General features: G+C 40.0%; 1 protein-coding gene. It reads right to left on the bottom strand.

Features of this window, described 5'->3' with window-relative positions; genetic code table 11:
• Positions 1-50: 50 nt before the first annotated feature.
• Positions 51-368, bottom strand: coding sequence for a DUF960 domain-containing protein (locus ADI58_RS09540; RefSeq protein WP_049522427.1), 318 nt, complete (start codon positions 366-368; stop codon positions 51-53).
• Positions 369-410 lie beyond the last annotated feature (42 nt).

Below are 410 nucleotides of genomic sequence, written 5' to 3'. Positions count from 1 at the left end.
GAGCAGCCTGCGGCTAGCTTCCTAGTTTGCTCTTTGATTTTCATTGAGTATTAAAATAGGTCATTTTCTTCTGGGAGGAGGATAGTTTCTCTACCGTCCATATCTAAAACCAGTACTTTCGGGGGATAAAGAGGGTCGAAAGGATGGTTAAAGTCAAAATCAATGGCTGTAGGGAGGTGTTGACTTGAAAAGTGGAAGGTAATTTTTCCTTGGTTATTGAGCAATTGAAACTCGAGTTCTTCTTCCAATTCAAAGACATTTTTTAAGAAGTGGTCAATAATATACCAAAAAGAGTCAATGACATCATCGGGCAAGCTGGTAACAATGCCAAAACTAGCAGACCGCATGTGGGTATTGGTAAAAGCCATATTTCTGCCCCCTTTCTTTTCCCTTATCATACAGCAAATAGG

This window comes from Streptococcus mitis (genome assembly GCF_001074635.1).
Classification (GTDB): Bacteria; Bacillota; Bacilli; order Lactobacillales; family Streptococcaceae; genus Streptococcus; species Streptococcus mitis_E.
The sequence above is the reverse complement of the archived record's forward strand: the minus strand, read 5'-3'. Positions and strand labels throughout refer to the sequence as shown.